Annotated in this window: 31 protein-coding genes; 10 read left to right on the forward strand and 21 right to left on the reverse strand. The window is 71.4% G+C overall.

Going from position 1 to position 23,626, the window contains the following annotated elements; all coding sequences use genetic code 11:
- Nucleotides 1-4: 4 nt before the first annotated feature.
- Entirely contained in the window at nucleotides 5-1,324 is a 1,320-nt protein-coding gene (locus VIL67_RS10600; RefSeq protein WP_332048849.1) for a cytochrome b, read from the reverse strand.
- Nucleotides 1,325-1,331: 7 nt separating this feature from the next.
- The gene (gene petA / locus VIL67_RS10605) at nucleotides 1,332-1,886 is read right to left on the reverse strand and encodes a ubiquinol-cytochrome c reductase iron-sulfur subunit (protein WP_332048850.1); all 555 of its coding nucleotides are present in this window, start codon (nucleotides 1,884-1,886) and stop codon (nucleotides 1,332-1,334) included.
- Between the two features lie 204 nt (nucleotides 1,887-2,090).
- Between petA and VIL67_RS10610 the strand changes: the two genes are divergently transcribed.
- Together VIL67_RS10610 and hemF are read left to right on the forward strand one after the other, a co-directional pair.
- On the forward strand, nucleotides 2,091-2,564 hold the full coding sequence (locus tag VIL67_RS10610; protein WP_332048851.1) for a tRNA (cytidine(34)-2'-O)-methyltransferase: 474 nt from the start codon (nucleotides 2,091-2,093) through the stop codon (nucleotides 2,562-2,564).
- Between the two features lie 10 nt (nucleotides 2,565-2,574).
- Entirely contained in the window at nucleotides 2,575-3,453 is an 879-nt protein-coding gene (gene hemF / locus VIL67_RS10615) for an oxygen-dependent coproporphyrinogen oxidase (protein WP_332048852.1), read from the forward strand.
- On the opposite strand, the gene VIL67_RS10620 is transcribed toward hemF, so the two are convergent.
- From VIL67_RS10620 to VIL67_RS10650, 7 genes are all read right to left on the reverse strand, one after another.
- Entirely contained in the window at nucleotides 3,450-3,572 is a 123-nt protein-coding gene (locus tag VIL67_RS10620) for a hypothetical protein (RefSeq protein ID WP_332048853.1), read from the reverse strand. The two genes, hemF and VIL67_RS10620, sit on opposite strands and share 4 nt — an antisense overlap.
- Nucleotides 3,573-3,633: 61 nt before the next feature.
- Nucleotides 3,634-4,335 (reverse strand): type 1 glutamine amidotransferase, encoded by a 702-nt coding sequence (locus VIL67_RS10625; RefSeq protein ID WP_332048854.1) that lies wholly within the window; start codon nucleotides 4,333-4,335, stop codon nucleotides 3,634-3,636.
- Nucleotides 4,332-5,582: a CCA tRNA nucleotidyltransferase gene (locus VIL67_RS10630; protein WP_332048855.1), complete on the reverse strand. Its 1,251-nt coding sequence runs from the start codon at nucleotides 5,580-5,582 to the stop codon at nucleotides 4,332-4,334. Before VIL67_RS10630 ends, VIL67_RS10625 begins: the two co-directional genes overlap by 4 nt.
- Nucleotides 5,579-5,824: a hypothetical protein gene (locus VIL67_RS10635; protein ID WP_332048856.1), complete on the reverse strand. Its 246-nt coding sequence runs from the start codon at nucleotides 5,822-5,824 to the stop codon at nucleotides 5,579-5,581. The genes VIL67_RS10630 and VIL67_RS10635 overlap by 4 nt, the downstream gene beginning before the upstream one ends.
- Before the next feature lie 25 nt (nucleotides 5,825-5,849).
- Nucleotides 5,850-6,494 carry a CoA pyrophosphatase gene (locus VIL67_RS10640; RefSeq protein ID WP_332048857.1) on the reverse strand — a complete coding sequence of 215 codons (645 nt, stop codon included), beginning with the start codon at nucleotides 6,492-6,494 and terminating at the stop codon, nucleotides 5,850-5,852.
- Entirely contained in the window at nucleotides 6,491-7,039 is a 549-nt protein-coding gene (locus VIL67_RS10645; protein WP_332048858.1) for a DUF1285 domain-containing protein, read from the reverse strand. Before VIL67_RS10645 ends, VIL67_RS10640 begins: the two co-directional genes overlap by 4 nt.
- Nucleotides 7,040-7,215: 176 nt before the next feature.
- On the reverse strand, nucleotides 7,216-7,728 hold the full coding sequence (locus VIL67_RS10650; protein ID WP_332048859.1) for a GNAT family N-acetyltransferase: 513 nt from the start codon (nucleotides 7,726-7,728) through the stop codon (nucleotides 7,216-7,218).
- Nucleotides 7,729-7,946: 218 nt separating this feature from the next.
- Here VIL67_RS10650 and VIL67_RS10655 point away from each other — a divergent pair, with 218 nt between their 5' ends.
- Both VIL67_RS10655 and VIL67_RS10660 read left to right on the forward strand, forming a co-directional pair.
- On the forward strand, nucleotides 7,947-9,203 hold the full coding sequence (locus VIL67_RS10655; protein WP_332048860.1) for an MFS transporter: 1,257 nt from the start codon (nucleotides 7,947-7,949) through the stop codon (nucleotides 9,201-9,203).
- Nucleotides 9,204-9,233: 30 nt separating this feature from the next.
- On the forward strand, nucleotides 9,234-10,166 hold the full coding sequence (locus VIL67_RS10660) for an SDR family oxidoreductase (protein WP_332048861.1): 933 nt from the start codon (nucleotides 9,234-9,236) through the stop codon (nucleotides 10,164-10,166).
- Nucleotides 10,167-10,347: 181 nt separating this feature from the next.
- Here the strand turns inward: VIL67_RS10660 and VIL67_RS10665 are convergent, their stop codons facing one another.
- From VIL67_RS10665 to VIL67_RS10685, 5 genes are all read right to left on the reverse strand, one after another.
- Nucleotides 10,348-10,842 carry a GNAT family N-acetyltransferase gene (locus tag VIL67_RS10665; RefSeq protein WP_332048862.1) on the reverse strand — a complete coding sequence of 165 codons (495 nt, stop codon included), beginning with the start codon at nucleotides 10,840-10,842 and terminating at the stop codon, nucleotides 10,348-10,350.
- A gap of 61 nt (nucleotides 10,843-10,903) precedes the next feature.
- Nucleotides 10,904-11,776 carry an SDR family oxidoreductase gene (locus VIL67_RS10670; protein WP_332048863.1) on the reverse strand — a complete coding sequence of 291 codons (873 nt, stop codon included), beginning with the start codon at nucleotides 11,774-11,776 and terminating at the stop codon, nucleotides 10,904-10,906.
- Nucleotides 11,776-12,567, reverse strand: a complete 792-nt coding sequence (locus tag VIL67_RS10675) for an enoyl-CoA hydratase-related protein (RefSeq protein WP_332048864.1) — start codon at nucleotides 12,565-12,567, stop codon at nucleotides 11,776-11,778. The genes VIL67_RS10670 and VIL67_RS10675 overlap by 1 nt, the downstream gene beginning before the upstream one ends.
- A gap of 224 nt (nucleotides 12,568-12,791) precedes the next feature.
- On the reverse strand, nucleotides 12,792-13,865 hold the full coding sequence (locus tag VIL67_RS10680; RefSeq protein ID WP_332048865.1) for an MBL fold metallo-hydrolase: 1,074 nt from the start codon (nucleotides 13,863-13,865) through the stop codon (nucleotides 12,792-12,794).
- A gap of 64 nt (nucleotides 13,866-13,929) precedes the next feature.
- Nucleotides 13,930-14,358 (reverse strand): DUF983 domain-containing protein, encoded by a 429-nt coding sequence (locus tag VIL67_RS10685; protein ID WP_332048866.1) that lies wholly within the window; start codon nucleotides 14,356-14,358, stop codon nucleotides 13,930-13,932.
- A 60-nt stretch (nucleotides 14,359-14,418) separates the two neighbouring features.
- Between VIL67_RS10685 and VIL67_RS10690 the strand changes: the two genes are divergently transcribed.
- On the forward strand, nucleotides 14,419-15,801 hold the full coding sequence (locus tag VIL67_RS10690; protein WP_332048867.1) for an aminotransferase-like domain-containing protein: 1,383 nt from the start codon (nucleotides 14,419-14,421) through the stop codon (nucleotides 15,799-15,801).
- Nucleotides 15,802-15,808: 7 nt separating this feature from the next.
- Here VIL67_RS10690 and trxC read toward each other — a convergent pair whose 3' ends face one another.
- Nucleotides 15,809-16,258 carry a thioredoxin TrxC gene (gene trxC / locus VIL67_RS10695; protein WP_332048868.1) on the reverse strand — a complete coding sequence of 150 codons (450 nt, stop codon included), beginning with the start codon at nucleotides 16,256-16,258 and terminating at the stop codon, nucleotides 15,809-15,811.
- Between the two features lie 87 nt (nucleotides 16,259-16,345).
- Here trxC and VIL67_RS10700 point away from each other — a divergent pair, with 87 nt between their 5' ends.
- On the forward strand, nucleotides 16,346-16,807 hold the full coding sequence (locus tag VIL67_RS10700) for a ribonuclease H (RefSeq protein ID WP_332048869.1): 462 nt from the start codon (nucleotides 16,346-16,348) through the stop codon (nucleotides 16,805-16,807).
- Here the strand turns inward: VIL67_RS10700 and VIL67_RS10705 are convergent.
- The 4 genes from VIL67_RS10705 to thrB form a co-directional block, all read right to left on the reverse strand.
- A complete protein-coding gene (locus VIL67_RS10705; RefSeq protein ID WP_332048870.1) occupies nucleotides 16,804-18,813 on the reverse strand; it encodes an ATP-binding protein in 2,010 nt (669 codons plus the stop codon). The genes VIL67_RS10700 and VIL67_RS10705 overlap by 4 nt on opposite strands.
- 82 nt (nucleotides 18,814-18,895) lie before the next feature.
- Nucleotides 18,896-19,354, reverse strand: a complete 459-nt coding sequence (locus tag VIL67_RS10710; RefSeq protein ID WP_332048871.1) for a MarR family winged helix-turn-helix transcriptional regulator — start codon at nucleotides 19,352-19,354, stop codon at nucleotides 18,896-18,898.
- 240 nt (nucleotides 19,355-19,594) lie between these two features.
- Nucleotides 19,595-20,050, reverse strand: a complete 456-nt coding sequence (gene rnhA, locus VIL67_RS10715; protein WP_332048872.1) for a ribonuclease HI — start codon at nucleotides 20,048-20,050, stop codon at nucleotides 19,595-19,597.
- Nucleotides 20,047-21,015, reverse strand: coding sequence for a homoserine kinase (gene thrB, locus VIL67_RS10720; RefSeq protein ID WP_332048873.1), 969 nt, complete (start codon nucleotides 21,013-21,015; stop codon nucleotides 20,047-20,049). The genes rnhA and thrB overlap by 4 nt, the downstream gene beginning before the upstream one ends.
- An 83-nt stretch (nucleotides 21,016-21,098) precedes the next feature.
- On the opposite strand from thrB, the gene VIL67_RS10725 reads away from it, so the two are divergent.
- Nucleotides 21,099-21,338 carry an AbrB/MazE/SpoVT family DNA-binding domain-containing protein gene (locus tag VIL67_RS10725; RefSeq protein ID WP_332048874.1) on the forward strand — a complete coding sequence of 80 codons (240 nt, stop codon included), beginning with the start codon at nucleotides 21,099-21,101 and terminating at the stop codon, nucleotides 21,336-21,338.
- A gap of 6 nt (nucleotides 21,339-21,344) precedes the next feature.
- Here the strand turns inward: VIL67_RS10725 and VIL67_RS10730 are convergent, their stop codons facing one another.
- Entirely contained in the window at nucleotides 21,345-21,593 is a 249-nt protein-coding gene (locus VIL67_RS10730; protein ID WP_332048875.1) for a glutaredoxin domain-containing protein, read from the reverse strand.
- A gap of 224 nt (nucleotides 21,594-21,817) precedes the next feature.
- Between VIL67_RS10730 and VIL67_RS10735 the strand changes: the two genes are divergently transcribed.
- Both VIL67_RS10735 and VIL67_RS10740 read left to right on the forward strand, forming a co-directional pair.
- The gene (locus VIL67_RS10735) at nucleotides 21,818-22,051 is read left to right on the forward strand and encodes a hypothetical protein (protein ID WP_332048876.1); all 234 of its coding nucleotides are present in this window, start codon (nucleotides 21,818-21,820) and stop codon (nucleotides 22,049-22,051) included.
- Entirely contained in the window at nucleotides 22,044-22,256 is a 213-nt protein-coding gene (locus VIL67_RS10740) for a hypothetical protein (protein WP_332048877.1), read from the forward strand. Before VIL67_RS10735 ends, VIL67_RS10740 begins: the two co-directional genes overlap by 8 nt.
- A gap of 13 nt (nucleotides 22,257-22,269) precedes the next feature.
- Here the strand turns inward: VIL67_RS10740 and VIL67_RS10745 are convergent, their stop codons facing one another.
- Nucleotides 22,270-22,884 carry a hypothetical protein gene (locus VIL67_RS10745; protein WP_332048878.1) on the reverse strand — a complete coding sequence of 205 codons (615 nt, stop codon included), beginning with the start codon at nucleotides 22,882-22,884 and terminating at the stop codon, nucleotides 22,270-22,272.
- A 95-nt stretch (nucleotides 22,885-22,979) separates the two neighbouring features.
- On the opposite strand from VIL67_RS10745, the gene VIL67_RS10750 reads away from it, so the two are divergent.
- A complete protein-coding gene (locus VIL67_RS10750; protein ID WP_332048879.1) occupies nucleotides 22,980-23,612 on the forward strand; it encodes an SGNH/GDSL hydrolase family protein in 633 nt (210 codons plus the stop codon).
- The last annotated feature ends 14 nt before the right edge of the window (nucleotides 23,613-23,626 follow it).

A 23,626-nucleotide genomic window follows, 5' to 3' on the forward strand; every position in this document is an offset into this window, starting at 1 on the left:
AGGCTCAACCCCTCTTTTCAGGCGACGCCACGGCGCCCGCAGGCGTGGTGGCGGGATGCGACAGGACAGGCGCCGAGATCGAGTCCGGGACCGGCAGCGGGGTCTCGGTGAGGCCCAGGATGGGCAGGATCACGACGAAGTAAGCGAAGTAGTAGAGCGTGGCGATGCGGCTCAGCCAGACGTAGCTGTTCAGCTCGGCGTCGAAGAGCGTGAAGCTGGCCAGGCCCGGGATCACCGGGTCGTCGGGCAGCTTCGCGCCGCAGAAGCCCAGGACCAGGGCCGCCACCATGAAGATGAAGAAGTACCAGCGCGCCGTCGGCCGGTAGCGCATGGAGCGCACCTTGGAGGTGTCCAGCCAGGGCAGGATGAACAGCACGCCGATGGCGCCGAACATCAGCAGCACGCCGCCGAGCTTGTCCGGCACCGCCCGCAGGATGGCGTAGAACGGCAGGAAGTACCATTCCGGCACGATGTGCGAGGGCGTCACCAGCGGGTTGGCCGGGATGTAGTTGTCGGCGTGGCCCAGGATGTTCGGGTTGTAGAACACGAAGCTGGCGTACAGCAGGAAGAACACCGCGATCGCGAAGCCATCCTTCACCGTGTAGTACGGGTGGAACGGCACCGTGTCCTCGACCGACTTCACGTTCACGCCGGTGGGGTTGTTGTTCCCCGGCACGTGCAGGGCCCAGATGTGCAGGGCGACGACGCCCGCGATCATGAACGGCAGCAGGTAGTGCAGGGCGAAGAAGCGGTTGAGCGTCGGGTTGTCCACCGCGAAGCCGCCCCACAGCCAGGTGGTGATCGGCTCGCCGACGATCGGCAGGGCGCCCAGCAGGTTGGTGATCACCACCGCCCCGTGGAAGCTCATCTGCCCCCAGGGCAGGACGTACCCCATGAAGGCCGTGGCCATCATCAGGAGGTAGATCACGCAGCCCAGGATCCAGAGGATCTCCCGCGGCGCCTTGTAGGAGCCGTAGTAGAGGTTCCGGGTGATGTGGATGTAGACGGCCACGAAGAACATCGAGGCGCCGTTGGCGTGCATGTAGCGGATCAGCCAACCGAAGTTGACGTCGCGCATGATGCGTTCGACCGAGGCAAAGGCGTAGTCGACGTGGGGCACGTAGTGCATCACCAGCACGATGCCGGTGACGATCTGCACCACCAGCATGACCGCCAGGATGCCGCCGAAGGTCCACCAGTAGTTCAGGTTCTTCGGGGTCGGGAAGGCGAGCGCGGTGTCGTGGGCCATCCGGACGATGGGCAGCCGCATGTCGAGCCAGCGCTCGAAGCCGGTCTTCGGCTCGTAAGTGGAATGTCCGCTCATCTGTGGATCAGCCGATCTTGACCGTGGTGTCGGTGAGGAAGTCCCAGGTCGGCACTTCCAGGTTCCGCGGCGCGGGGCCCTTACGGATCCGGCCGGAGGTGTCGTAGTGCGAGCCGTGGCAGGGGCAGAACCAGCCGCCGTAGTCGCCGCCGCCGAAGGTCGGCACGCAGCCCAGGTGCGTGCAGGTGCCGATCAGCACGAGCCACTCGGGCTTGCCCGGCTTGTGGCGTTCCTCGTCGCTCTGCGGGTCCGGCAGGTCCGACAGCGGGGTCTTCACCGCCGCGGCGATCTCCGCCGGGGTGCGGTTGCGCACGAACAGCGGCTTGCCCCGCCACTTCAGCACCACCTGCTGGCCGGGGGTCACCTTGTTGAGGTCGAACTCCACCGACGCCAGCGCCAGGGTGTCGCCGGACGGGTTCATCTGGTCGATGAACGGCCAGGCCAGGGCGCCCACGGCGCCGGCCGCGGCCGCGCCTGCGGCGATGTGGATGAAGTCGCGACGGCTCGGGTCTTCGCCCGGAGCGTGCGGATCGGGATTTGCGCCCACGACGGTGTTGGCCACCTAAAGCTACCCTTCGAATTCGGACGCCCCGGAAACCTAGCAGGGGGCGCCCAGCCTTTTAGGCCCTACCAGGGTTCTGGTACGGCCGCACGCCGGGTCAGACGGAGGGCAGGATGCGTTCGCCGAACGGATTGCGATTGCTCGCAAACCTCACGCGCGATTCGTCTATCAAGCCCCGGCCTATCCCGTGGCGGTTCGCTTAGAATGCGTTTGGCCCTTTTTCAACCGGACATTCCGCAAAACCTTGGCGCTATGCTGCGCCTGGGCGCCTGCCTCGGCGCGCCCGTGGACGTGATCGAGCCCTGCGGCTTCCCGCTCTCCGACCGTGCGGTGGCCCGCGCAGCCATGGATTACGCCCATCAGGCCGAGGTGAAACGCCACGCCAGCTGGGGCCGCTTCCTCGAGGATCCCCAGCGGGCGCAGGGGCGGATCGTGCTCTTCACCACCCGCGGCGCGCAGCCCTACCACGCCTTCGCCTTCCGCCCCGGCGACGTCCTGCTGTTCGGCCGTGAGAGCGCCGGCGCGCCGCCGGAAGTGCACGCCGCCGCCGACGCCCGGCTCTACATCCCTCTCTCGGCGGGCGCCCGTTCGCTGAACGTCGTCACCGCCGCGGCCATGGCGCTGGGCGAGGCGCTGCGGCAGACGAATGGCTTCCCAAGCCCGCCGGGAACCGGCTAGCAAGCGGGCCATGTCCAGCCTGCCCCCCGAGATCCTCGAACGGCGCGAGCGCGCCAAGGCCTGGTTCGAAGCCCTGCAGGCCCGGATCTTCGCGGCCCTGGAGCAACTGGAGGAGGAGGCGCCGGCCGACCTCTATCCGGGCGCGCCGGGGCGCTTCGAGACGCGGCCGTGGACGCGGGAGACCGGCGCCGGCGGCGGCCTCGGCGGACACCTCAGCGGCCGCCTGTTCGAGAAGGCGGGCATCCACACCTCCGCGGCCACCAGCCGCTTCAGCCCCGAGATGGCCGCCCAGATGCCGGGCGCCGACAAGGACCCGTCCTACGTCTCGGCCAGCATCAGCCTGATCGTCCACCCGCGCTCGCCGCGCGTTCCTACGGTGCACATGAACACCCGCTTCCTGTCGACGGCGGAGAGCTGGTTCGGCGGCGGCGCGGACCTCACGCCGATGATCGACGAGCAGCGCAGCCAGCAGGCCGACGACGCGGTCCTGTTCCACGCCGCCATGCAGGCGGCCTGCGACGCCTACGATCCCGACTGGTACGGCCGCTTCAAGGCCTGGTGCGACGAGTACTTCTTCCTGCCGCACCGGAACGAGACGCGCGGCGTCGGCGGCATCTTCTACGACCGCCACAACACCGGCGACTTCGAGAGGGACTTCGCCTTCACGCGCGCCGTCGGCGAGGCCTTCCTGGAGGTCTATCCGAAGATCGTCCGCCACCGCATGGCCGAGCCCTGGACGGACGCGGACCGCCAGCAGCAGCTGGTCCGCCGCGGCCGCTACGTGGAGTTCAACCTGCTCTACGACCGTGGGACAATGTTCGGCCTGAAGGCAGGCGGCAACGTGGACACCATCCTGTCGTCCATGCCGCCGCTGGTGGCCTGGCCCTAGCGGGCCGCGATCACCGTCGCCGGATCGGCGTCCAGCGCGCCCGCCTGGGCGCCAAGGCCGATCGCCAGCGCGGCCGCCGCGCTCGCCACGACGATCAGGGTTTGCCAGGTCCGGGTCATGTGAAGGCTCTCCGAGGAAGGCGCACCCCCGCGCCTATGGAGGCCTGAACTCAAAACGCGGCTAGGCTGTTGCACGCGCTAGGAAATTTCTGATCCAGCCGCCCACGCGGGCCCGGTCGTCGGGCGCGCCGTAGCTGGCGATGGCGGCGTCCGCCTGCTCGGGCGTGTAGCGGCTGCCACGTCGGGCCTCGATCAGCGCCACGGCATAGGCCGGCTCGAACTCCGGATGCAGCTGGATCGAGATCGCGCGGTCGCCGTAGCGCAGGGCGCCGAACGGCGTGAAGTCGCTGGCGGCGATCACCTCGGCGCCTTCGGGGGCTGTGACGACCTGATCCTGATGCGAGGCCGGCAGGCGGATGACGGCCGCCTCGTCCATCCAGGGCTCCCGCTTCACCACCCGGTACTCGTGTTCGCCGACGCCCCAACCCTTGGGGGACTTCACCACCGCGCCGCCGAACGCCTGGGCCATGGCCTGATGGCCGAAACAGACGCCCACGAGCGGCGTCCGGTCCTTCGCGTGGCGCAGGAAGTCCATCAGCTCGCCGATCCAGGGCAGCGGCTCATAGACCCCACAGGGCGAGCCGGTGACGATGTAGGCGTCGCACTGCTCGACCCGCCCGGGCCACTCGCCGCGATCCACCGCGAAGGTGGCGTAGTCGTAGGCCTCCGGCCCCAGCAACCGCCGGAACATCTCGGGATAGGTCCCGAACTGCGGGATCGCTGCTTCCGGCGGCTGACCGGTCTCGAGGACGCCCAGCCTCAATAGACCATGCCCTGGGCCACGGACTTCAGCTTCTCGATGGCCGACATCTTGTCGTCGAGGAAGTCATGGTCGACCCACCAGTCCTCCACCTCGCGCAGCACCTCGCCCACCAGCGGCCCCTTGGGCACGCCGGATTTCAGCACCTCGTCCCCGGTGATCGGGAAGGCCGGCGGGCTCCAGCCCTCGCCGAGCGCGATCATCCCGCGCCACTGCGGCGCCACCGCCGTGCGGTTGGCGCTCGCCCAGGCCAGCTTCGCCCGGTCGCGGAACGCCTCGGCCCCCAGGCGGTACACCGCCCGGCGGATCTCCCGCGGGCTCATCCAGCTCTTGAACACCGGCGTCGGCGCCAGCGCCGCCACGATCCGGTCGCGCTCGGCGTTCGACAGCCGCAGCCGCTCGGCCAGCTGATGGGCGGCGATCTGGTCGTTGGGCAACAGGGCGGCCAGCCGCAGGACCGGGTCTGTCTCGAACAGTTGCTCGCTCTCGATCTCCACCAGGCCCTCGAACCGCGTGAAGTCCCACGGCCCGGGGATCACCACCGCCAGCACGCCCGTGTCAGCCATCAGCCGCAGGGCCGCGCGCGGGTCGTCCGCCGCCAGAAGCTTGAGGAGCTCGGCCGAGATCCGCTCGGCCGCCAGCCGGGCGACGTCGTCCTTCCAGGCCTCGATCGCCGCCACCGCCGCCGCGTCCGGCTCGCCCTTGCCGTACCAGGCCAGGAAGCGGAAGAACCGCAGCGAGCGCAGGTGGTCCTCCCGCAGCCGCTGCTCCGGATCCCCCACGAAGACGATGCGGCCCGCCCTCGCGTCGGCCACGCCGTGCCCGGTGGGATCGAACACCGTTCCGTCCCGGCGTGCGTAGAGCGAGTTCAGGGTGAAGTCGCGGCGCAGCGCGTCCTCCATCCAGTCGGTGGTGAAGGCGACCACGGCCCGGCGGCCGTCGGTCTCCACGTCGCGGCGCAGGGTGGTCACCTCGAACGGCTTGTGGTCGGCGATGGCGGTGATGGTGCCGTGCTCGACCCCGGTGGGGACGGCCCGCACGCCCGCCGCCTCCAGCGCCATCACCACCGCGTCGGGCGTCAGGGTGGTGGCGATGTCCACGTCGCTGATCGGCCGCCCGATCAGGGTGTTGCGCACGCAGCCGCCCACGAACCGCGCGCAGTCCGCGCCGCCCGCCGCCTCCAGCGCGTCCAGCACGCGGGCGGTCTCCGGCGCGGTCATCCAGGGGCGCTGGCCGATCGTCTCGCTCATCGGGGGTTCGGTACCTGCTGCTCGTAGTGGCCTTGGCTGACGCGGCCGCCGGTTGTCACCTCGCCCGGCACATAGACCTCGCCGCGGTTGTCCCTATGGAACAGCGGCGTCGCGAGCAAGGAGAGGCCGAACAGCACCGCGCCGGCCGCCGCCAGCCAGGCCCAGGGGGTCGCCCCCATGGGCTTGCCGTTGCGCTCGGCCCATGCCTTCCAGACGAACCAGACCACGAACGGGACGGCCACCAGGGCCCCGCGGAATAGGAACAGCCTAAGCAACGGCGGCGCCGTAGAGACGGTCGTAGAGCGCCCGCAGCACGCCGGCCGTCGCGCCCCAGATGAACCGGTTCTCGTGGGTCATGGCGTAGAACCGGCGCTTCTCGCCCGTGGGCAGTTCGCGCTCGTGCTCCTCGTGATTGCCGGGGTCCATCAGAAAGCCGAACGGGGTTTCGAAGATGTCGGCCACCTCGTCCGGGTTGGCGGTCAGGGTGAAGCCCGGCCGCACGAAGCCCACCACCGGCGTGATCAGGTAGCCGGTGCCCGTCCGGTAGGGCGTGGAGAGCCCGGCCAGGGACACGTAGCTGGGGTTGAGGCCGATCTCCTCCTCCGCCTCTCGCAGGGCCGTCTGCCAGGGCGTCTCGCCGGGATCCTGCCGGCCGCCCGGCAGGGCGATCTGGCCCGTGTGGCGGCGAAGCGTGTCGGACCGGCGGGTCAGCAGCACCGAATAGCCTTCCGGCCGCTCCACCAGCCCCACCAGCACCGCGGCGGGCGTCAGCGGCTGGTCGGCCGGCGCCCAGCCGCCCGGCGTCAGGTCGAAGTCGGAGCGAGTCTCCGCCTTGGCGGCGTCGCCCGCCTCCAGCGGGTCCAGGTGACCGGCGATCCAAGCGCGCAGGTCCTCGCTCGGCCTAACGCTCACGCCGCGGGCCCGATGGGAAACCAAGCGCCGTTCGAGGCGACGCCCAGCGCCCCCTCCCGTTCCTCCGCCATCTCGGCCAGTTCGTAGAACACCGGCCGGGCGATCAGCGCCTCCAGGCCGCGCCGCACGTGCACATAGGGCCGGGGCTCGCCGTCGTCGCCCAGCGCCACGCGGATCGGGTTCTCGGGCCCCGCCTCCACCTCGTCGCCCACGTTGGTGGTGAAGCGCAGCGCCTCGCCGGCCCGATCCACGCGCACGGCCACGAAGGGGGCGTCCTCCACCGCGATCTTCAGCTTCTCGACGGGCGTGACCAGGTAGACGCCGTCCTCGTCCTTGCGAAGGATGGTGGAGAACAGGCGCACCAGGGCCTCGCGCCCGATCACCCCGCCCTCGTGCACCCAGGTTCCGTCCTTGCGGATGACGATGTCGATGACGCCCACGTGCGCTGGATTCCACAGGTGCACCGGCGGCAGCCCGCGCTTGCCCGCCTGCCCCGCCGCCTCGGCGACCCGATCCAGCGCCTTCCCGTCCTGAGCATCCGCCATGCCTGGCAAGGTAGGCCCGCCGGGCAGGCGTCTCAACCGTCACCCGTCCACGGAACGCCTTCTTCTCCGCTCTTCCCGGCGAAAGCCGGGACCCAAGCGGAGCTGCCGGCCGCGCACTTCGACCCTTCACTACGATGGGTCAGCTTGGGCCCCGGCTTTCGCCGGGGTGAGCGGATTTATAGGGCCGAAAACTCGCCCGCCAGCGCCGGTGCGCCGGTGTCGAGCCGCAGGGCCAGCACGCGCTTCTGGTCCACCGGCCCCGGCATCCTCACCGCGGCCGCGGCGGCGGCGGCGAACCCGAAGCGTTCGAAGTAAGCCGCATCGCCCACCAGCACCACCCAGGCCTCGCCGGCCGTCCGCGCCGCGTCGCAGGCGCGCTGCACCAGCTGGCCGCCGACGCCGGCGCTGCGCTGGTCGCTGTCCACCGCGAGCGGTCCGAGGAAGGTCACCGCCTGGCCGCCCACCCGCACGCGCCACATCCGCACCGTGCCCAGCAGGGTCTCCCCGTCGAGGGCGCAGAACGACAGCTCCGGCGCGAACTGCGCGATCTCGCGCACCCGCTCGGAGGACTTCACGAACCGGCCCGGGCCGAACGCGCGGTCGAGCAGGGCCTCGATGCGCTCGCAGTCGGCGAACTCTTCGGGTTTCAGGACAAGCGACGGCGGCGGCGGGGCGAACTGGACGGACATGGGCCTCGTCTTTGCGAGAGGAGCTGCGACGCCGCAGGGAGCTCTACAATGCGGCCCACCTGCGAAGGGTTCATTGCGCGTCAGGCGCGCGGGCGTCGTCGCAGCTGCATGGTCGGGTCCTTCCCTGACCGTCCGTCGGAGCGGCGCACATAGGGCCCATGGCGGGGCGCGTCAACGCCATTGCAGGGCGCCGCGGCTCAGGGCAGGGTCGCCGCCGCATGTCGTCCGAGACCCCGCTGGACCAGGTCCCCTCCGCCCGAGCGCTCCTGAAGGAGCGGGATTACCTCTTCTTCTGGGCGACGCGGTGGATGGGCAGCTTCGCCGCGCAGATCCAATCCGTGGCCATGGGCTGGCACATGTACGTGCTCGCCCGCCAGACCCGGTCGGTGGAGGAAAGCGCCTTCCTTGTGGGCATGATCGGCCTGGCCGCCTTCGTGCCGGTGCTGCTCCTCACCCTGCCGGCGGGCGAGACCGCCGACCGCTACGACCGCAAGAAGGTCCTGCTGATCTGCTTCACGGGCGAGATCGCCTCGGTGCTGGCGCTGGCGGTGGCGACCTGGCGCGGCGAGGCCTCGGTGGGCCTGCTGCTGGTGGTCGCGGCCCTGTTCGGCGCCTCGCGCGCCTTCTTCGCCCCCGCCAATACGGCGCTTGGGCCGATGCTGGTGTCGCGCGCGCTGCTGCCGCGCGCCATCGCCTGGAACTCCCTGGCCTGGCAGACCGCCTCCATCGCCGGGCCGGCGGTGGGCGGACTGCTGGTCGCCGTCTCGCCCGCCCATGCCTACACCACCACCTTCTTCCTCTATCTGGCCGCCGCCTTCTGCGTCCTGATGATCCGGAAGAACGCCAAGCCCGAGGTCCAGCCGGGCTCGCGCTGGCAGCTCATGAAGGAGGGCCTCTCCTACGTCTGGCGCCAGAAGATCGTCTTCGGGGCGATCAGCCTCGACCTCTTCGCCGTTCTGCTGGGCGGCGCCACCGCCCTCCTGCCGGTGTTCGCCCGCGACGTGCTGCACGTGGGCGCCGAGGGCTTCGGCATCCTGCGCGCCGCGCCGGCCGTGGGGGCCACGGCCGTGGCCCTCTACCTGGCCGCCAATCCCATCCGGCAGAAGGCGGGCCTCTACATGTTCGGCGGGGTGTTCCTGTTCGGCGCCGCGACCGTCGTGTTCGGCGTGTCCAAGTCGCTCTGGCTCTCCGTCGCCGCCCTGGCCGTGCTCGGCGGCGCCGACATGCTCAGCGTCTTCGTCCGCCAGACGCTGGTGCAGCTGGTCACGCCCGACCACATGCGCGGCCGCGTCGCCGCCGTCTCCTCGGTGTTCATCGGCGCCTCCAACGAGCTCGGCGAGTTCGAAAGCGGCGTGGTCGCCCGCCTGCTCGGGCCCGTGCGGGCGGCGATCTTCGGCGGCGTGGGCGCCATGGCGGTCACCGGCCTATGGGCCTACCTGTTTCCCGCCTTGCGGAAGGCCGACCGCCTCGAATAGCGTTCGCCCATTCATTTGGGAGATAACGCGATGGGCGCATTGGAAGGAAAGGTCGTCCTGGTCACGGGCGGCGGCAACGGCATCGGGCGCGACTGCGCCCTGATTGCGGCGCAGGAAGGCGCCAAGGTGGTCGTCAACGACCTCGGCGGCGGTCTGAAGGGCGAGGACGAAGGCTCCGCCGGTCCGGCCGAGATGGTGGCCCAGGAGATCCGCGCGGCAGGCGGCGAGGCGGTCTCCAACTCCGACAGCGTCACCAGCCTCAAGGCCGTGCAGGGCATGGTCGAACAGGCCCGCGACACCTTCGGCGGCCTCCACGCGGTGATCAATCCGGCCGGCATCCTGCGTGACGTGATGTTCCACAAGATGTCCGAGGACGACTGGGACCGCGTGATCGACGTGCACATGCGCGGCTCGTTCAACGTGGCCCGCGCCACCATCGAGCTGTTCCGCGAGCAGAACGACGGCTCCTACATGTTCTACACCTCGACCTCGGGGCTGTTCGGCAACATCGGCCAGGCCAATTACGGCGCGGCCAAGATGGGCATCGCCGGCCTGTCGCGGATCATCGCCATGGAAGGCGCCCGCAACAACGTCCGCTCGAACTGCATCGCCCCCGTCGCCTGGACCCGGATGACCCAGTCGGTGCCGATCAAGGACGAGGCCCAGGCCGAGCGCCGCAAGGTGATGGCCGAGAAGATCCGCCCCGACCAGCCGGCCCGCTTCTCGGTGGCGCTCGCCTCCGACCAGGCCAAGCACGTCACGGGCCAGATCTTCGGCGTCTCGGGCGAGAACATCATCCTCTACTCCCAGCCCCGCCCGATCGAGACCTGCAGCAAGCCGGAAGGCCAGGCCTGGACCGTGGAGTCGATCCTGAAGGAAGCCGTCCCGCAGATGGCCTCGAAGTTCTACGACCTCGGCCGCGCCCCGCCGTCCGCCCAGCCCAAGCAGGCGCAGCCGGCTTAAGCCGCAGGATCCTTCCCTTCCCACGCCGGTGGGAAGGGGGGACCGTCCGCCGACCCGGCGCGAGCCGGGGGAAGAGCGGATGGTGGGAAGGGCAAGCGGCCGGCCGTGCGTGCGGCTTGCCCTCTCCACCATCGGCTCTTCGGCCGATAGTCCCCCTCTCCCACTCCATGGGAAAGGAAGCCTAGCCCACCTCTTCCTCGACGCCCGCCAGCGCCCGCAACGCCTCGCCGTCCAGCCGCCGCACGATCCAGTCCGTCTTCGCGCTGGCGCCCAGGCTGTCGTAGAAGGCGATCGACGGCGCGTTCCAGTCGAGCACCGCCCACTCCAGCCGCCCGAGGTCCGCCTCCACGCAGCGCTGCGCCAGGCGACGCAGCAGCGCCTTGCCGGCCCCCAGGCCGCGCGCCTCCGGCTTCACGAACAGGTCCTCGAGGTAGATCCCGGCCCGCCCGCGGAAGGTCGAGTAGTTGTAGAACCACAGCGCGAAGCCCACCGCCCGGCCCTCGTGCTCGGCGATGTCGCAGAAGGCGCGCGGGTTCTCGCCGAACAGGTCGCGGCGGATGTCGGCCTCCGTGGCCTCCACCTCGTGCAGCAGGCGCTCGTAGTCGGCCAGGTCGCGGATGAACTGGACGATCAGCGGCACGTCGGAAGGGGTCGCCACCCGGATCGTGACGCTCATGCCGCTTCGCTCCGGTCCGAGCTTCGCCGGACCAGTCCTCCGAAGCCTTGGCGACGGGGGATCATGCGGCCCCCACGGGCGCGAGGCTCACGCCGGGCGGCGGCGGGTCGCTCTCGGGCACGAAGAAGTCCGGCATCAGGGGCTCGCGCGGGTCCACCCGGTACTTGTCGAAATCCCGCTCGCCTTCCGCATGGAGGAAGCTGTCGTCGATCAGGAACTGGCCGGTGAAGCTGCGGCTGTCCTTGTTGAAGATCGCATAGGCGGCGTCGGCCATGATCTCGGGCGTGCGGCACCGGCGCATCCCCTCTTCGCCGGCCAGGGCGTTCTTGATCGCCGCCGTGGCGATGCCGGTCCGCGGCCACACCGCATTGAAGGCGATGCCGTCGGCGCGGAACTCCTCGGCCATGCCGAGAACGCACATGCTCATGCCGAACTTGGCCATGGTGTAGGCCACATGCGTGCCGAACCAGCGCGGGCTCATGTCCAGCGGCGGCGACAGCATCAGCACGTGCGGGTTGGCGCTCCGCTTCAGGTGCGGGATGCAGGCCCGGGAGGTGACGTAGGTCCCGCGCGCATTGATCTGATGCATCAGGTCGTAGCGCTTCATGTCGGTCTGCAGGGTGCCGGTCAGCTGGATGGCCGAGGCGTTGTTCACGCAGATGTCCAACCCGCCGAAACGCTGCACGGTCTGCTCCACCGCCGCCTGCACAGAGGCCTCGTCGCGCACGTCCACCACCAGCGGCAGGGCCTTGCCGCCGGCCCGCTCGATCTCCTCGGCGGCCGTGTAGATGGTGCCTTCTAGCTTCGGGTGCGGCTCGGCGGTCTTGGCGGCGATGGCCACGTTGGCCCCGTCGCGGGCGGCGCGCAGCGCGATGGCCAGGCCGATGCCGCGGCTGGCGCCGGTGACGAACAGCGTCTTGCCGGCCAGGCTCATCACGCCGGCTCCCGCGTCTTGCTGAAGTCGGGCGCCCGCTTCTCGGCGAAGGCCGCGAAGGCTTCCGCCGCCTCCGGCGACTTCAGCTGGGCGGCGAACAGCCGGCCCTCCTCGCCGTAGCGCGCCTTGATCGGCTCGGCCGGCCGACGCATCAGCGCCTTGGTGGCCGCGACAGAGGCCGGGGCGCGCGACGCCACGGCCTCGGCCGCCGCCCGGGCGCGAGCGCGCAGCTCCCCGTTGGCCACGACAGCGTTGGCGATCCCCCACTCGGCGGCCTTCTTGGCGTCCACCGCCTCGCCCAGCACGAACATGGCGAAGGCCCGTGCGTGGCCGATTCGCGCCGGCAGCAGCATGGACGAGGCCGCCTCCGGCACCAGCGCCAGGTTCACGAACGGCGTCGTCAGCAGGGCGTCTTCGGCCACGAACACCAGGTCGCAGTGCAGCAGCATGGTCGTCCCCACGCCCACCGCCCGGCCGTTCACCGCCGCCACGATCGGGGTCTTGGCCCGCTCCAGCGCGTTCAGCAGCGGGTTGCCGCCTTCCCGCGCCGCGTTGGCGTCGGCCTCGCCCCGGTTCACCGCGGCGAAGTCGGCCAGGTCGTTGCCGGCCGTGAACATGTCGCCGTTGGCCTGGATCAGCACGCAGTGGATGGCCGCGTCCGCGTCCGCCCGGTCGATGCCGTCGGCCAGCGACTGGTACATGGCCCGGGTCAGGGCGTTCTTCTTCTCCGGCCGGTTGAAGGTGAGCGTCAGGACCCCGCCCGACACTTCGCTCAGCACATGCTCGGTCATCGCCGGCCTCCTCTTGGGCTTACGCCGTCAAGGTTAGGCCCGGGAACGGCGGAGGGCCAGTCTTCCCTTCCCACGCAGTGGGAAGGGGGGACCGTCGGCCGAGGCGAAGCCGAAGAGCCGAGGGTGGGAAGGGCAAGCGGCCCGCAACGCCCTCGCGGCTCGCCTTCTCCACCACCCGCTCTGCGGCGGGCGGTCCCCCTCTCCCACCTCGTGGGAAAGGAAGATCACCCCACTGCCCGGTACCAGTCGACGCCGGCCTCGTCCCGCCTTCGCACCACCTCCCCCGTCGCCAGCAGGTGGTTCAGGTGCGCCAGGCTCTCGCCGGTTGCCAAGCCAAGCAGGCCGGGGTCGATGCGCCGGCGGAACAGCACGTGGAACACGTCCACCGCCCGCTTCGGCTCGGCCAGCAGCTGGCGCAGGCGGTTGAGCCCCCGCTCGTGGCCGCCCACCAGGTGGTCGATCCGGGCGTGCAGGCCGCGGAAGGGATCGTTGTGCGCCGGCAGCACCAGGACGTCGTCCGGCACCCGCGTCTTGATCCGCCGGAGCGAGGTCATCCAGTCGGCCAGCGGGTCCGCCTCCGGCTCGGTCGGGAACACCGCCACGTTGGACGAGATCTTCGGCAGCACCTGGTCGCCCGAGATCAGCAGCTTCAGGTCCGGGCACCAAAGGCAGCCGTGCTCGGGCGAATGCCCCGAGCCCACCACCACGTGCCAGTCATGCTCGCCGATGCGCACCACCTGGCCGTCGGTCAGTCGCTGGAAGCTGTCCGGCAGGGCGTGCAGGCCGCGGCCGAAGCCGCCGAACTTCGAGCGGTAGGTCTCGAGCGCCTCCTCATCCCAGCCGGCGGCCTTGTAGAAGGTCAGCGCGTCGGCCGGCGCCTCGCGTCCGCTGTCGGCCGCCAGCGAGCGGCACATCAGGAACTCCAGCCGGGTGATCCACAGCCGGCACTGGAACTTGCGGGTCAGCCAGCCGGCCATGCCGATGTGGTCCGGGTGCATGTGGGTGACGAACACCCGGGTCACCGGCCGCACCTCTAGCGGCCCCGCGATCGCCACACGCCAGGCCTTGGCGGTGTCGGGGCTCGCAATGCCGGTGTCGACGATCGCCCAGCCCTCGCCGTCCTCGATCGCCCAAACGTTGATGAAGGCCAGCGACCCGCCCAGAGGCATCCGCAGCCACTTCACGCCGGGCGCGATGTCGATCGCTTCGCCCGCCTTCGGCCCGGCCTCGAACGGATAGGTCAGCTTCGGCCGCGGGTGCTCCGGGATCGCCGTCGTCTCTTCAAGTCCGTCCCGCAAAGCCGCTACTCTCCCGCACTGGCGCGCCCATTGTCGGCCGATGCCGCGGGGGGATGCAACGGCCTCAGCCGCCGGACGCCTTGCGGCGGTCCAAGACGAACCCGCCCTCGCCATGCTTGCCGAGGCTGGCCCACTGCCCTTCGCCGGCCTTGTGCAGGTACTGCTCGGCCACCAGCCAGGCCTTCACGGGGCGTAGCGACGCCAGGCAGCCGCCGATCATCGCCGGGAACACCACCGCCATCTGCGCCCAGATCGGCGGCTGGGCGACCACCGCCCACCAGGCCCACAGCGCCGTGACCACGATGCCCACCCCACTCATCACGAAGAAGGCCGGGCCGTCCGCCGGATCGGCGAAGGCGAAGCTCTGGCCGCACTTGGCGCAAGCCGGCGCGATCGTCAGGAATCCCTGGAACAGCTTGCCTTCTCCACACCGCGGGCAGCGGCAGCGCAGGCCCGCGCTCAGGGAGGACGGGGAGTCGTACTGGATGGCCATAGCGGCGTCCCTACATTTTCAATTGCGGTCCATACAATCTGTGCATAATGTATGCATCTCATGCAGACGCCGCAAGCCCACACCGCCCGCTGGCTCGACCGCCTGGAGCGCGGCGGGCGTCCGATCTACCTCGCCCTGGCCGACGCCCTCGCCGCGGCCGTCCGTGACGGCGAGCTCCAGCCCGGCGACCGGCTGCCGGCCCAGCGCGACGTGGCCCAGCGGCTGGGCGTCGACCTCACCACGGTCACCCGCGCCTACACGGTGGCCCGCGAGCGGGGCCTGCTGGAGAGCACTGTCGGCCGCGGCGCCTTCGTGCGGGCGGGCGCCGCCGACGACGAAGCCGGCCTCGTCGACCTGACCATGAACCTGCCGCCGCCGCCCGCGGGGCTCTCGCTCGGCAGGCTGCTGGCCGAGACCACCGCCGCCGTCCTCCACCGCACGGACGCCGCGGCCCTGATGGCCTACCATCCTGGAGCCGGCACGCTGGGCCAGCGCGCCGCGGGCGCCGCTTGGCTCGCCCCGGTGCTGGGCGACGTCGCGCCCGAGCGGATCCTGCTGGCGCCCGGCGCCCAGGCCGCGCTGGCCGCCGCCCTCGCCGTCGCCTGCCGGCCGGGCGGCAAGCTGGTGGTCGAGCCGCTGACCTATCCCGGCGTGAAGACCGTCGCGGCGCAGCTCGGCCTGACCCTGCTCCCCGGCCCGGCCGACGGCGAAGGGCCAATACCGGAGGCCCTGGCGCGGCTCTGCGCCGAGCACCGGCCCCAGGCGCTCTACCTCGTGCCGGCCATGCAGAACCCGACGGCGACCACCCTCGGGACGGCGCGCCGTCGCGAACTCGCCGCAGTCGCCGCCGCGCACGACCTCTGGATCGTCGAGGACGACCCCTACAGCCGGCTTTCCGAGACGCCGCTCGCGGCCATCGCGAGCCTGGAGCCCGAGCGCACCCTCCACATCGCCACCTTGTCCAAGTGCCTGTCGCCGGGCCTGCGGCTCGCCTATGTGGCCGCGCCGGCTTCGCTGGCCGAGCCGGTCGCCCAGGCCCTGCGGGCGCTGGCGCTCATGCCCGCGCCGCTCATGGCGGCCGTGGTCACCAGCTGGATGCGCGAGGGCGCAGCCGAGACCCTGCTGGCGGCCGTCCGCAGCGAGACCCGCGTCCGCCGCGCCCTGGCCGCACGGCTCCTGCCCGCCGGCATCGGCGCGCCCGAGAGCCCGCACGTCTGGCTCGACCTGCCGGACGCCTGGAGCCCGGCCCGCGTCCGCGACGCCGCCCAGGCGCGCGGCCTGGCCCTGGTCACCGCCGAGGCCTTCGCCGCCGGCCCCGACCACCGCAACGGCCTGCGCATCTCCCTCGGCGGCCCGGGCAAGCGGCAGGTCCTCGAGCGCGCCCTGGGCGAGGTGGCCCACCTGATCGATGGCGCCCCGGGCGAGGCGCGATGGGTGGTGTGAGCCTCGCCTAGGCCGCCAACGCCGGCGCGAACCTGTCGACCCAGGCGCGCAGCTGCGCCTCCTGCGCCACGCCCGACTGCCGGGCGCTCACCTTGCCGTGCTGGAAGACGAAGAGCGCCGGGATGCCCTGGACGCCGAAGCGCTGGGCGAGCCCCGGGTTGGCGTCCACGTCCACCTTGATGAACCGCGCCCGCGGCTCCAGGGCGGCCGCCGCGCGCTCGAAGATCGGCGCCATGGCCCGGCAGGGGCCGCACCACGCGGCCCAGAAGTCGACGATCAGCGGCAGGTCGCTCTTGGCCAGGTGCTTATCGAAGCGCGGCCCGTCCAGCGCCACCGGCTGGCCCGTGAACAGCGCGTCCTTGCAGCGGCCGCACCGGGCGGCCTCCGCCAGACGCTCCGCCGGCAGGCGGTTGACGCCGTCGCAGTGCGGGCAGACCACGTGCAGGGCTTCGGACATCGGCGTTACTCCAGAATTCGTCCGACTCATCTGGGGAGCCGCGCACCGGGTTCCAAGCCGGCCCGCACGGTGCTAGGCGCGGCCGCCATGACCGCCCCGCACCGCCTCTGGCTCGCCGCCCACCACCACAAGGCCTTCCTGAACGGCGGCTGGGCCTGGGTGCGCGCCTCGGGCGGCGAGGTGGCCGGCGCCGCCGGCGGCCAGCGTCGCACGTCCCAGGCCGCCATGCTGCTGGCCGGCCTGGCCGACGCCCTGAAAGGTCTACCCGCGGGCGAGCTCGTGCTGCATGCGGCGGCCGAGGACGCCGCCCGGCTCGCCCCGCTGTTCGGCGCCGAGCTCCCGGACGACGCCGATCCCGCGGCCTACGCCCCAGCTCTGGCGGCGCTGCAGGGCCGCGCCGCCCGCCTCGTCTCCGTCGCCCAGCCGAAGGCCACGCCGGCAGGCTTCGCCCAGGCCTGGGCCGAGTTCGCGGCGGACAAGGCCAAGTCGGCCGGCGGCTTCCGCTCGGCGATCCCCAAGCCGAACCTCGCCAAGGTCCCGGGCCTCTAGGCCTCCAGCGCGCCCACAAGCTCGCGCAAGAGGGCGGCGAGCTGCGTCTCGTCGAGCTGGGCCGCGCGCGTGGCGTCGTCCAGCCGCCGCGCCGCTTCGCCGAGTTCCGGCTCGCCGAACATGCCGCAGACGCCGGCCAGCTTGTGGCTGACCGCCTGCGCCTCGGCGACCTGCGCCACCGACAGCGGGGCGGTCAGCGCCGCCAGCGGCGACAGCGCCACCAGGGCCTCGGCCTTGCGCACCGCGAACTTGCCGGCCAGGGCCGCGATGGCCGGATCCGCCGCCGCAGCGGGGCGCGGGGCGGGCTTCGCCGTCTCCGGCGCGGGCGCCAGCCAGCGGCTGAGGCCGCGGGTCAGGATCGCCTGGGTGATCGGCTTGCTCAGGTGCCCGTCCATGCCCGCCTGCAGGCAGCGGGCGACCTCTTCGGGTAGGGCGCTGGCGGTCAGCGCCACGATCGGCGTCGTCGCCCCCGCTCCGCCGAGCGCGCGGATCCGGCGGGTGGCCTCCAGCCCGTCCATCACCGGCATGTTGACGTCCATCAGCACGAGGTCGAACGGCCGCCGCGCCCCGGCGAAGGCCTGCACCGCCTCGGCGCCGTCGCAGGCCACCTCCACCGTGTGCCCCATGGCGTGCAGCATGCCCGCGCAGAGCTCTCGGTTGATGTCCAGGTCTTCGACCAGCAGCACGTGGCCCGGCCGCACGGCCGAGGCCGTCGACGGCGGGAAAGCCGCCTCCGCCGGGGCCGCGGCGGGCTTCAGCGGCAGGCGCAGGGTCACGGTGGTGCCCTGCCCCACCGCGCTCTCCAGCTCGAGCTCGCCCTCCATCAGCTCGGCCAGCCGCTGGCTGATGCTGAGGCCCAGGCCCGTGCCGCCGAACCGCCGCGCCACCGAGCTGTCCGCTTGGACGAACTTCTCGAAGATGGCGTCCAGCCGGTCGGCGGGGATGCCGATGCCGGTGTCCGCCACCGAGATCACCACCCCGTCCGGCTTGCCCCGCCGGCGCACCCGGGCCGCCTTCAGCGTCACCGACCCGGTCAGGGTGAACTTCACCGCGTTGCCCAGCAGGTTCAGCACCACCTGGCGCAGCCGCAGGGCGTCGCCCATCACCCAGCCCTCGAGCGCCGGGTCCACCTGCACCTTCAGCGCCAGGCCCTTGCCTTCCATAGCCGGCGTCAGCAGCTGGGCGCACTGGTTGAGGATGTGGACCAGGTCGTAGGGCTCCTCGACCACGTCGAGTTCGCCGGCCTCGATCTTCGAGAAGTCCAGGATGTCGTTCAGCAGCTTCAGCAGCGCCCCGCCGGACTCGGCGATCAGCGTGGCGTAGCGCCGCTGCGCCTCGTCCAGCTCGGTGCGCAGCAGCAGGTCCACGAAGCCGATGATGCCGTTCATCGGCGTGCGGATCTCGTGGCTCATGTTGGCCAGGAACGAGGCCTTGGCCGCCGCGGCCGCCTCGGCGTTGGCCCGGGCGAGCTCCGCCTGAGCCTCGGCGATCCCCGCCAGACCGATGGCGATCGGCCCGGCCAGCAGCTGGGCCGCCAGCATGTCCTCGGGGCCGAAAGCGCGCGGCACGGCCGAATAGAGCTTGAAGGCGCCGACGGTGCTGCCCCGGTGCGGCAGGGGCACCACGATCATCGAGCGCACGCCGATCTTGCGGCAGGCCTCCCGGTCGACCCGGTCGTCCGTCTCGGAGTCCTCGCAGGCCAGCGGCTCGCCCAGCAGCACGCAGCGGCCCGACAGGCTGGTGGCGAGCTTCAGGCGCAGGCCTTCCTTGCCGGCCGAGGTGCCGCTGGCGGCGCGATAGACCATCTCGTCGCCGTCGCGCATCTCGATGACCGCGCCGTCGGCCTGGGGCATGACCTTCAGCGCCCCGTCCACCACCGCGCGCATGACGGCGTCCACGTCGGCGCCGGCCAGCGCCACCGCCTGCTGGGTGCCGAGCAGGGCCGCGAAGCCGTTCATGCCGAACGGCACTTCCGAACCGAGCCCAATGCCGCCCCCGACCTTCATCGCGGCGCCCTCCTTACACCGGCAGAGCTTACCGCGCGGTGAGCGGCCCGCCACCGGCCCAGGGTTGTTGCGACGAACGACCTCAGGCCGGCAGCGGCTCGGGGTCGGAGAGCCATTCGCGCAGGGCGCGCAGGAACGGCAGGGCCTCCCGGAACTCCTTGGCCGTGAAGCCCTCGCGCAGCATGTCCATCTTGGGCCGCAGGTTGGCCATGGCCTGGCCGTAGGCCTGCCGGCCCGCCGGCGTCAGCCACACCCGCTTGCGCCGCCCGTCGGCGGGGCAGTCCTCCACCTCGATCAGCTTGCGGGCCGCCAGCCGCTGCAGGGTGTTGGTCAGCCCCGAGCGGGTCATCTGCAAAGCCTCGGCGATCATCGCCGGCGATGAGCCGTCGCCGCGCCGGGCCAGCAGGTTCAGCACCTCCCACTGCGGGTAGTTCAGCCCCACCGGCAGCTTGCGGGTGATGGTCGTCCTCACCAGATGTTCGATGTAGCGGATCTCGTCGAACACCTGGATGTCGGCGTGGTCCTCGGGCAGCGGAGGCATCGCCCCTCCTTCGTTCGATCTTGAACATTCCTAGACCGCCGTTCGCCGAACGGTCAAGCTTCGAAATCGAACCATGCGCGGTCGGGTTGCTTGATCAGCAGCTCACAACTCCCGCTCACCGCGACGAAAGCTGGGGCCCAAGCTGAGATAAGTCCAGTGGCGCGCGTCACAGCCGGTAGGCCGCTTGGATCCCGGCTTTCGCCGGGACGAGCGGAGAGAGGCGAGACGCAGCCAGCAGGCTCAGCCCGCCCGCCGCGCCTCCAGCGTCTCCTTCAGCCCGGCCCGGGCCAGGGCGTCGGCGCGCTCGTTCAGCTCATGGCCGACGTGGCCCTTCACCCAGCGCCACGTCACCTCGTGGCGCATGCGGGCGGCGTCGAGCCGCTTCCAGAGGTCGTCGTTCTTCACCGGCTTGCCGTCGGCGGTCTTCCAGCCGCGGCGCTTCCAGCCGTGGATCCACTCGTGGATGCCCTTCTGGACGTACTGGCTGTCGGTGTGCAGCTCCACCTTGCAGGGCTTGGTCAGCGCCTCGAGGGCCTGGATCGCCGCCATCAGCTCCATGCGGTTGTTGGTGGTCGCCAGCTCCCCGCCCTTCAGCACCTTTTCCTTCTCGCCGTACTGCAGGATGGCGCCCCAGCCGCCCGGTCCCGGGTTGCCCGAGCAGGCGCCGTCAGTGTGGATCACGACCTGGGGCGTCATCCGACGACGCGCCCGAACAGCACCAGGTCCGGCGACGAGCGGTGGACCGCCAGCTTGCGCTCGTACTCCAGCGGGTCCTTCGGCTTCACCAGCGCGCCCGCCGGCGTCGCCTTCCAGTCGGCCAGCCGGGTCAGGAAGAACCGCATGGCCGCGCCATGGGCCAGCACCGGCAGGGCCGCGCGCTCGGCGTCCGCCAGCGGCCGCACCGCCTCGTAGCCCGCCACCATGGCCCGCGCCGCCGTGATGTTGAACGAGCCGTCCGCCTCGAAGCACCAGGCGTTCAGCGCCACCGCGATGTCGTAGGCGAGTGCATCGTTGCAGGCGAAGTAGAAGTCGATCGCCCCGGCGAAGGCGCCGCCCGTGAAGAACACATTGTCCGGGAAGAAGTCGGCGTGGATCACGCCTTCCGGCAGCCCATGCGGCCACCGCTGCGCCAAGCGCGCGAGGTCCGCCTCGATCACCGCCGCCAGTCCCGGCTTCAGCTCGTCCGCCTGGCCCCGCAGGCCCTCGAACATCGGCGCCCAGGCCGCCTGCCCCAGGTCGTTCTCGCGCCGCATCGGAAAGCCCTGCTGCGCCAGGTGCAGCTCCGCCAGCCCGCGTCCCGCCTCCCGGCAGTGCGCCACGCTCGGCCGGCGCACCGACATGCCCTGCAGGAAGGTGACGATCGCGGCCGGCTTGCCCCGCACAGTTTTCAGCAGCCGCCCCTGGCGGTCGCCCACCGGCGTCGCCGAGCGATAGCCATGCTCCGCCAGCCACTTCAGCAGTTCGAGGAAGAACGGCAGCTCGTCCGCCTTCACCCGCTTCTCGTAGATGGTCAGGATGAAGCGGCCGGCCTGCGTCTCCAGCAGGAAGTTGGAGTTCTCGATCCCCTCGGCCACGCCCTTCAGGCTGAGCGCCTCGCCAAGGTCGAAGTCCGCGAGAAGCTTGGCCAGCTCCTCGTCCGTTATGTCTGTGTAGACCGCCATCGCCCGACCGCAGTGAGCGACCGCGCGGAGTCGGTCAAGGCGGCAGATCGTGCTAAAATTCCCCCTCTTCCAGGAGGAGCCTCATGATTGCGCTCAAGGTGGAGAAGATCGGCGACCAGGTCGCCGTCGTCCTTACGGAGGAAGCCCTTCAGGTGCTCGGCGTCGAGGTCGGCGGGACCCTGCACGTCGAGCCGTCCCGCGACGGGGTGCTCTGCAGCACCACCCAGGAGGTCTGGGTGGAGGACCACCACGCCCGCGGCCGCGCCTTCCTCAAGCGCTACAACAAGAGCCTTCAGCGCCTCGAGCCGGCCGCCGGGACCTGAGCCGCGTCAGCCGCGGGCGAGGAAGCGTTCCAGCTCGTCGCTGCCGCCCACCCGCTCGTCGCCGATGAAGACCACGGGCGTGGTGCTCACCCCCTGCTCGGCCTTGAAGGCCTCCACCTCCTCGCGGGTGGCGAGCACCCGGTCATCGATGTCATAGCCGTGCTTCTCCAGCAGCGCCTTGGCCTTCACGCCGAAGGGGCAGGTGTGGTCGGGCAGGACCATCCGGTAGAGCGTGGCCTGGGGGGCGTCGGGCATGCGGGTCTCGCTTCTTTTCGGTGTGGGAGGAGAGCGCGCGGGCCGGGCGGGTGTTCCGGACCTGTCGACTGAGGGCGGCGGGCCGGATTTTGGGCCGGCCAGCCTTGTCTTGAGCCGGCCTGCGCCCATCTCTCGCTCACGCGCGGGGCCCGGCTCGGCAGGGTCCCCCTGTTCCGCCCGCACGTAGCCCGATCACCACAACCCACCGACGAGGAGACTCCGCCATGGAAGACGTTCGACTGCATGTCCGTCCGGCCGGCGACGGCTGGCTTGTGGACGCGGCCGGGGCCGTCGAGCCCCTGCTCTTCCGTTCCGGGGGCCGCGCCGAGGCTCAGGCGCACAAGCTCGCCCGCACCCTGGCCCGCGCCGGCCAGTTCGCCCGCGTGCTCGTCCACGACCGCGCGCAAAAGATCGTGGGGAGCACCATCTACGCCCCACAGGCAGGACCGCTTGGCTGATTTCGAGATCCGGGTCCTCGGGGCCCATTCGGCGACCGTCGCCCGCGTGGCGCTCGACTGCGAGACCCTGGCGGAAGCCAAGGACCTGGCCGCCAACCTGATCAGCCCCCACGGCCACCAGCTCCTGGCCGACGGCCGCTTCGCCGGCCAGTTCGAGCCCGGCTGGGGCGATCACCTCGACGAGGACAGCCTGGAAGACGCGTGAACCGGGCGGCGGCTCAGAACCTGTAGGTCAGTCCCGCCTGCGCCACAGGCCACAACCGCGCGGGCCTGAGTTCGCGGCGCAGCGCCCGCTCCTGCCGGGCGAGCTCCGCGTCGTCCGCGGAGCCGCCGCCGCTCGCGCGCAGGTCGACGTCCGGGCTCCCGCTGGCGATCACCCCCACCCGCACCTTGAAGCCGATCCGGCGGGCGCCGTGGAAGGTATTGTCCCAGCCCAGGGCGGCGAACGGCGCCACAGGCGCAAGCCGGGCGCGGCCGTGGACCGCCACCACGCCAGGCGACGCCCCGCGCAGCTTGAAGTCCCGCCGACCGTAGTAGGCGCCCACCGAGACCAGCCAGGCGGTGCCGGCCGGGTGGAAATCCACCATGCCGGAATCGGTCAGCCAGCGCGCGTCCACGTCATAGGCCGCGCCGCCCGAGTGCACGCGCCCGCCGGCCCGAAACCCCTCAATGGCGCCTCGCAGCACGAGACGGTCGTTCAGCTTCAGCAGGCTCTCCACGCCTGGGCCCGTGCTCCCGGCCTGGGCGCCCACCGCGACGCGGCCCGTGAGGTCGAGCGCATGGCTCGCGCCGGGCGCCAGGGCGACGGCGGCCAGGATGGCGACGGCTCTCACCGGAAACTCCAAGCAAATGCGGGTCCGTGCGCCGCAATCGCCCGTGCGCGCGTTCGTTCCCGGATTGCCGAAAGGCGCCTCGCCTGGAGCTCGCCATGAGCCACGTCGTCCTGCTCGGCGACTCGATCTTCGACAACCGCGCCTACGTGGCGCCCGCGCCCGACGTGGTGCGGCAGCTGCGCGACGTCCTCGGCTCCGGCTGGCGCGCCACCCTGCTGGCCGTGGATGGCGACGTGACCTCCGACGTGCCGAGCCAGCTCCGGCGGCTGCCCGCCGACGCCACCCACCTGGTGATTTCGGTCGGCGGCAACGACGCCCTGGGCTCCGCGGGCTTGCTCAACCAGCGCGCCGCCTCGGTCGCCGAGGCCGTGGACCGCTTGGCTGAGGCGCAGGGCCGCTTCCGCTCCGCCTACGCCCGGATGCTCGAGGCGGTCCTGGCGCGGCGCCTGCCCACCGCCGTGTGCACCGTCTACGACGCCAATTACCCTGAGCCGGAGCGGCGGGTGGTGGTCGCGGGGCTCGCCCTGTTCAACGACGTGATCACCCGCGCCGCCTTCACGCACGGCCTGCCACTGGTGGACTTGCGCCTGATCTGCACCGAGCCCGCGGACTACGCCAATCCCATCGAGCCCTCAGAACAGGGCGGCGAGAAGATCGCGCGGGTCATCGGGGCCTTGGTCCGCCATTGGCCGGAAGGCCCGCCCCAATCAAGCATCTGGGGGAATTAGGGCGGGAAGGAATC

Origin of the sequence: Phenylobacterium sp., assembly GCF_036563385.1 — a bacterium.
Taxonomy (GTDB): domain Bacteria; phylum Pseudomonadota; class Alphaproteobacteria; order Caulobacterales; family Caulobacteraceae; genus Phenylobacterium.

Bases quoted from the DNA above. Each gene is read 5' to 3' on its own strand.
- VIL67_RS10655 (WP_332048860.1), top strand. From the start codon at position 7,947: ATGTCGTCCGAGACCCCGCTGGACCAGGTCCCCTCCGCCCGAGCGCTC.
- trxC (WP_332048868.1), bottom strand. From the start codon at position 16,258: ATGTCCGAAGCCCTGCACGTGGTCTGCCCGCACTGCGACGGCGTCAAC.
- thrB (WP_332048873.1), bottom strand. From the start codon at position 21,015: ATGGCGGTCTACACAGACATAACGGACGAGGAGCTGGCCAAGCTTCTC.
- VIL67_RS10660 (WP_332048861.1), top strand. From the start codon at position 9,234: ATGGGCGCATTGGAAGGAAAGGTCGTCCTGGTCACGGGCGGCGGCAAC.
- VIL67_RS10665 (WP_332048862.1), bottom strand. From the start codon at position 10,842: ATGAGCGTCACGATCCGGGTGGCGACCCCTTCCGACGTGCCGCTGATC.
- VIL67_RS10675 (WP_332048864.1), bottom strand. From the start codon at position 12,567: ATGACCGAGCATGTGCTGAGCGAAGTGTCGGGCGGGGTCCTGACGCTC.
- hemF (WP_332048852.1), top strand. From the start codon at position 2,575: ATGTCCAGCCTGCCCCCCGAGATCCTCGAACGGCGCGAGCGCGCCAAG.
- VIL67_RS10685 (WP_332048866.1), bottom strand. From the start codon at position 14,358: ATGGCCATCCAGTACGACTCCCCGTCCTCCCTGAGCGCGGGCCTGCGC.
- VIL67_RS10700 (WP_332048869.1), top strand. From the start codon at position 16,346: ATGACCGCCCCGCACCGCCTCTGGCTCGCCGCCCACCACCACAAGGCC.
- VIL67_RS10610 (WP_332048851.1), top strand. From the start codon at position 2,091: ATGCGTTTGGCCCTTTTTCAACCGGACATTCCGCAAAACCTTGGCGCT.
- VIL67_RS10630 (WP_332048855.1), bottom strand. From the start codon at position 5,582: ATGAGCGAGACGATCGGCCAGCGCCCCTGGATGACCGCGCCGGAGACC.
- VIL67_RS10645 (WP_332048858.1), bottom strand. From the start codon at position 7,039: ATGGCGGATGCTCAGGACGGGAAGGCGCTGGATCGGGTCGCCGAGGCG.
- VIL67_RS10705 (WP_332048870.1), bottom strand. From the start codon at position 18,813: ATGAAGGTCGGGGGCGGCATTGGGCTCGGTTCGGAAGTGCCGTTCGGC.
- VIL67_RS10725 (WP_332048874.1), top strand. From the start codon at position 21,099: ATGATTGCGCTCAAGGTGGAGAAGATCGGCGACCAGGTCGCCGTCGTC.
- rnhA (WP_332048872.1), bottom strand. From the start codon at position 20,050: ATGACGCCCCAGGTCGTGATCCACACTGACGGCGCCTGCTCGGGCAAC.
- VIL67_RS10710 (WP_332048871.1), bottom strand. From the start codon at position 19,354: ATGCCTCCGCTGCCCGAGGACCACGCCGACATCCAGGTGTTCGACGAG.
- VIL67_RS10730 (WP_332048875.1), bottom strand. From the start codon at position 21,593: ATGCCCGACGCCCCCCAGGCCACGCTCTACCGGATGGTCCTGCCCGAC.
- VIL67_RS10750 (WP_332048879.1), top strand. From the start codon at position 22,980: ATGAGCCACGTCGTCCTGCTCGGCGACTCGATCTTCGACAACCGCGCC.
- VIL67_RS10735 (WP_332048876.1), top strand. From the start codon at position 21,818: ATGGAAGACGTTCGACTGCATGTCCGTCCGGCCGGCGACGGCTGGCTT.
- VIL67_RS10650 (WP_332048859.1), bottom strand. From the start codon at position 7,728: ATGTCCGTCCAGTTCGCCCCGCCGCCGCCGTCGCTTGTCCTGAAACCC.
- VIL67_RS10620 (WP_332048853.1), bottom strand. From the start codon at position 3,572: ATGACCCGGACCTGGCAAACCCTGATCGTCGTGGCGAGCGCGGCGGCC.
- VIL67_RS10670 (WP_332048863.1), bottom strand. From the start codon at position 11,776: ATGAGCCTGGCCGGCAAGACGCTGTTCGTCACCGGCGCCAGCCGCGGC.
- VIL67_RS10600 (WP_332048849.1), bottom strand. From the start codon at position 1,324: ATGAGCGGACATTCCACTTACGAGCCGAAGACCGGCTTCGAGCGCTGG.
- VIL67_RS10690 (WP_332048867.1), top strand. From the start codon at position 14,419: ATGCAGACGCCGCAAGCCCACACCGCCCGCTGGCTCGACCGCCTGGAG.